Source organism: Microvirga aerophila (genome assembly GCF_003332305.1).
GTDB classification, from domain to species: Bacteria; Pseudomonadota; Alphaproteobacteria; order Rhizobiales; family Beijerinckiaceae; genus Microvirga; species Microvirga aerophila.
Genome location: NZ_QOIO01000141.1, coordinates 1 through 4013 on the forward strand (window position 1 = coordinate 1; position 4013 = coordinate 4013).

Here is a 4013-nt window from a genome sequence, read left to right on the forward strand (position 1 = left end):
AAACGATCCCCAATCAGAGATCGTCAGTCTCGCTGCTCAGACATGCGAATGTAAGGTGCGGCGAGAACACCGCTTACGAACCACTTGAGGTCCATGACGTTAATATATGTTAATCCCATCTTGTAGGCAGTGCCGTGGTCAAGCTGCTTCTTAGGCTCAGAGACAGTCCTCATACACCATTAAACCCTGTAGATGGGGTGCTCATGGCTACAGCGATGACAGCAGCAAGCGTGGTCATCGCTTTGTGTTTCCAGTTGCCATAGGGTCTGCTCAACCGGTCTGGAGAACGACCATGGCCGATACCGGAACGAGTCCAAACATCCTATGGGATACGCTAAAGCTCTCAGCCACGCCGTTGCGGGGTCGTAGCGATATTCTGGTCACCGCTCACGTGAAGGTGGGAAAGAGCGATCAAAAAGGCTCTGACGAGTACAGGGTCAATTTTGAGCTAAACAGTCATCATGGCCTCGTGTCCTATGACACTGAAGTCCTGGCTCCGAGTGCCGAAGCAGGCCCTCCCTGCTGGAGATATTCAGGACGTCGCGACATCGTTGTGGAAGTTAAAAACCGCTTCCTGACAACACAGCTATACGCGCATGTGGCTGGTCAATTGGGTTGGGTTTCGGCCCCACCTCCGTCGTTGGTTCAGGCACCGTTGGATCCATAACTCCTTGAGACAACCCGCCTTGGAACACGTCCTGCGCAGGGCAAAGTGCTCATGTCTTGGTGTTTCCTCTACCTCCCGACAGTTCCTCTGGGAGCCCTTCGGCACGAGCTTCAAGCAAGTGCCAGATACAAAGGGACAGGCGAGGCAATCACGACATTGGCCCTTCCGCTTCGGTGAAGGGAACAGTCAGCACCGTCTGACCAGCCTCATCCACAATCTCGATAACGAACTGCTTTCGCGCTTCGATAGGCAACTCGCGCCAGGACGAGCGAGCCGCGATCAAAACTCGTGCCAACTGCAAGGCAACGGCATGGGCAGCTTCGATACTAGGAAGGTCTAGTTTTCTAGGATGTCCGTAGCGATCGCGACCGTTCCAGATGTGAAGAGCATACTGGGGCATGACTAACAGGATTATCAGCCATGACAGCACCGAACATCAGGCGCAATTAAGGACTAGTTCTTATACATCCGTCATCAACAACGAAAGAGCCTGACAGAGGATCATCTACGAGCACCACGAAGGCCATGGAGCGGTGTTGGATTACTCCTAATTATAAACCTCTCGTGAGAGATAATCGCGGAATACAGCGGTAGCCGTACCGTTTTCTGTTGGTCGCTGTGACTGGTTCACATCGGTCGGACTGACCACGAGGAGACTGGAAATGAGCTACGAAGTGGCGGTTAGTCCCTTGTTGGCTGTGGTTTTCACCGTCATAGCCTTCATGACGATCCTATACTGGTTCGTTCTTCAGCGGTTTCGTGAGACCATCATCGGAGTTATCATTGCTGGCATGATGATCGAGTTCATTGTCATCCTCCCTATTTGGTTCGTATACATCTAGCGACCTGTAAGCCGGTACTGGCTTGGCAGCATCCTAAGTTCGGCGAGGATGAACGAGACTCCTGGCGCGCTGTTGCGGCGCTCGTTTCCGCTCATCCTCAAAGCCTTCACCGACAGCGCCGCGGGTTCAACTCACCTATCGAATGGAAATGCGTCGCCGCGCCGAACCTATGACCGTTGAAAACACCACCGCTACATGGCGCATCTATACCCACATGATGCGCACGGCTCATTTCAAGAGGAGGACGCGAAACGCAAGCTGAAGTCTCGACCCAATGCCTCCAATTCACGCTTTGCATTGAAGCGAGACACCTCTGGCGCATCGGCAAATGCGGTCGAAACTGGCTGCCCATCAATGAGAGCAAGCATTGGGCTTACTAGCAGGCGGGTAACATCTGCTCGTGTTTTGACCGCTACGAGTGGCACAACATAGAACCAGCAGCCTGTGGCGAACGGTGCGACAGGATAGTCCGCGTCAAACCAGCAGAACAACCTATCGTCGCGCAACTCATGATCATCGAGATACGGCCAGTGGAGAAACTCGTTAGCCTCGTATGGGTAATAGAGTTCGCTAGAAACCCAAATGATTGCAATTGCCGCCTCGCCCACGCCCTCGTTCGGCCCATTCTCGCTTCCAAGATCAAGGAAGTACTGCAGGGAACCATGGATCGGTTTCCGGCCACGTGTACCCTTCCGCTTGCAGGTTGATGACATCAAAATGCCCGTAGTGAGCCAGCCGTTTGGATCCTTGACCTTGCCTGCATTCTCTAGATCATCGAAGGCATATTTTTTGTGAGTTGTTCCGACCTTCGCAAGATCCTCTCCGCACACCCGCATCATGGCTTCACTCTCCGACGCAACGGCTCTCAGGAGAGCTGCTGCAGCAGGAATTCCCCTACCAACTTCTGATATCATCTTGGAGCCGTCCCTCGTTACTGCGTTGCTACTTGGAAAAAGGCGGGAGTTGTTGTCGCTGGTATAATCACACGTGGCCACTCAAACGCGGCTGAGTTGAAGAATGCTGGCTTAACTGGCGATATGGCCGGTGGCCGGTCGAACGCAGGGAGGTGGTCGAAGCCCTCGAATGTCTTTTCACCAAACATATTGAGGACACGGAGCGCGTCGCGACGCCAATGTTCAATATGTGAAGGAAGCCCATATGGAGTCTGCTGGAGGCGAGTTGCAACCGCGTTCCAAGTTACAAGGCGGCGGCATTCTTTCCACCCAGCAAAGCGTGCATCAACGTCTAATGACTGATCCTCGTCCTCCCAATGGCGCGTCGCTTGCTCAGCAGACCGAACAATAAAAACGTGGAGGGTGTTGATCCGGTTCTGAGAGAAGCACAGCCACTGCCGACTTGCTTGCTTCTCGTGAAAGCTCGCGTCCCATTTCGCTTCAAGAATAAGCCTCAAAGGCCCGCCCTTGAACATCACGTCGATGACAGCATCCGGCTCGACAAAACGGTCTTCAAGTTTACGTCTCTGCCAAAGATCAACTCTGAGGGATTCCGGAGGTTCGGTCCATGGGGACAGCACCTCCCCGAGGAGGATCCTCACCACCGACCATGAGGTTTGTGTGTCCTGATAGGCAGTGCACCCGAGCAGTGCTCCGAAAACGGTATCCTCACGTGGCTCTCGTCCTCGGTTGAGCACGGCCTTAAGTTTACCCTTCGTGAGAGTTTGCAGCATCCGCCTGCGCCCTATAGATCAGCCGCGCTCATGAGAGCGACACGCTTCAAGTTGAATGTTACTAATCGCGGCAGAAACGGAGCCGATCCTCACTGATCGTGTCCTCCCCTTGGTTGAGGAGCCTCCCGACGCGGCAAGTTCATAAATCCTTGGATTACACTATCGCGCGACAGCCAGTCAGAACGCCAGAAGGGATTATGGTGTACCTCGTGTATGAGCCGGGCGAAAACTGATCCTGCGGCGGGCACAAACAACACATGAACTGGTGCCATTGGAGACCCTATTGCGGTACTCGACTTCAGCCTAGTCGATGGAAGGTTTGTCAACACGGGGCGGCAGGATCAACGACTTCAAGATGGGCATTGACGACATCCGCCTTGAGGCCGGGGTTACGCTCCTCTTCACTAATGTCAAAAAAGACCTCGACAGCGATGGACAGGCCGACACCAAACTGCTCCTCAGCAACGGAGGCTCAGTAGAAATTCTTGGGATTGATAATCTCACCGAGGCTGATTGGGCACTCATTGCATAACACGGTGGAGCCTAAGCGAGAGGTGCGGCCCTTCGGGACCTTCCCTCTCGGCACCGAAGCACCGAAGTTCCATAAGTCACCAACGCTAACCCTGATTTCCCACTAGAACACAAGTGACAGCCCGGTAAGGCTCCATTAGCGTTCATGATAGGAGCAGTACCCATGAGCGTCGGTATTTCGGAGCAGAACACGGCAGCGTTTACTTAGCTAGGCCGTGTGGACGGATCGAGATGAGTAATGGGTGAGTGGATTCCCAAATCAGTCCTGCGATGGTTCATGGCAGGT

6 protein-coding genes are annotated in these 4013 nt (G+C 53.8%); 3 read left to right on the forward strand and 3 right to left on the reverse strand.

The annotated features are described in order from the left end of the window. Positions 1–292 precede the first annotated feature (292 nt). Positions 293–667, forward strand: a complete 375-nt coding sequence (locus tag DRB19_RS30510; RefSeq protein ID WP_147023279.1) for a hypothetical protein — start codon at positions 293–295, stop codon at positions 665–667. 148 nt (positions 668–815) lie between these two features. On the opposite strand, the gene DRB19_RS32045 is transcribed toward DRB19_RS30510, so the two are convergent. Beyond that, positions 816–1067, reverse strand: coding sequence for a DUF6894 family protein (locus tag DRB19_RS32045; RefSeq protein ID WP_373867449.1), 252 nt, complete (start codon positions 1065–1067; stop codon positions 816–818). 262 nt (positions 1068–1329) lie between these two features. Here DRB19_RS32045 and DRB19_RS29115 point away from each other — a divergent pair, with 262 nt between their 5' ends. Next, complete coding sequence (locus tag DRB19_RS29115) at positions 1330–1509, forward strand: hypothetical protein (protein ID WP_114189429.1); 180 nt, start codon at positions 1330–1332, stop codon at positions 1507–1509. Positions 1510–1742: 233 nt separating this feature from the next. Here DRB19_RS29115 and DRB19_RS29120 read toward each other — a convergent pair whose 3' ends face one another. Next, positions 1743–2348 carry a hypothetical protein gene (locus DRB19_RS29120; RefSeq protein WP_114189430.1) on the reverse strand — a complete coding sequence of 202 codons (606 nt, stop codon included), beginning with the start codon at positions 2346–2348 and terminating at the stop codon, positions 1743–1745. 92 nt (positions 2349–2440) lie between these two features. Beyond that, positions 2441–3196, reverse strand: coding sequence for a hypothetical protein (locus DRB19_RS29125; RefSeq protein ID WP_114189431.1), 756 nt, complete (start codon positions 3194–3196; stop codon positions 2441–2443). 355 nt (positions 3197–3551) lie between these two features. Between DRB19_RS29125 and DRB19_RS29130 the strand changes: the two genes are divergently transcribed. Continuing rightward, positions 3552–3728 carry a hypothetical protein gene (locus DRB19_RS29130; RefSeq protein ID WP_162815955.1) on the forward strand — a complete coding sequence of 59 codons (177 nt, stop codon included), beginning with the start codon at positions 3552–3554 and terminating at the stop codon, positions 3726–3728. Positions 3729–4013 lie beyond the last annotated feature (285 nt).

Bases quoted from the DNA above. Each gene is read 5' to 3' on its own strand.
- DRB19_RS30510 (WP_147023279.1), top strand. From the start codon at position 293: ATGGCCGATACCGGAACGAGTCCAAACATCCTATGGGATACGCTAAAG.
- DRB19_RS32045 (WP_373867449.1), bottom strand. From the start codon at position 1,067: ATGCCCCAGTATGCTCTTCACATCTGGAACGGTCGCGATCGCTACGGA.
- DRB19_RS29115 (WP_114189429.1), top strand. From the start codon at position 1,330: ATGAGCTACGAAGTGGCGGTTAGTCCCTTGTTGGCTGTGGTTTTCACC.
- DRB19_RS29120 (WP_114189430.1), bottom strand. From the start codon at position 2,348: ATGATGCGGGTGTGCGGAGAGGATCTTGCGAAGGTCGGAACAACTCAC.
- DRB19_RS29125 (WP_114189431.1), bottom strand. From the start codon at position 3,196: ATGCTGCAAACTCTCACGAAGGGTAAACTTAAGGCCGTGCTCAACCGA.
- DRB19_RS29130 (WP_162815955.1), top strand. From the start codon at position 3,552: ATGGGCATTGACGACATCCGCCTTGAGGCCGGGGTTACGCTCCTCTTC.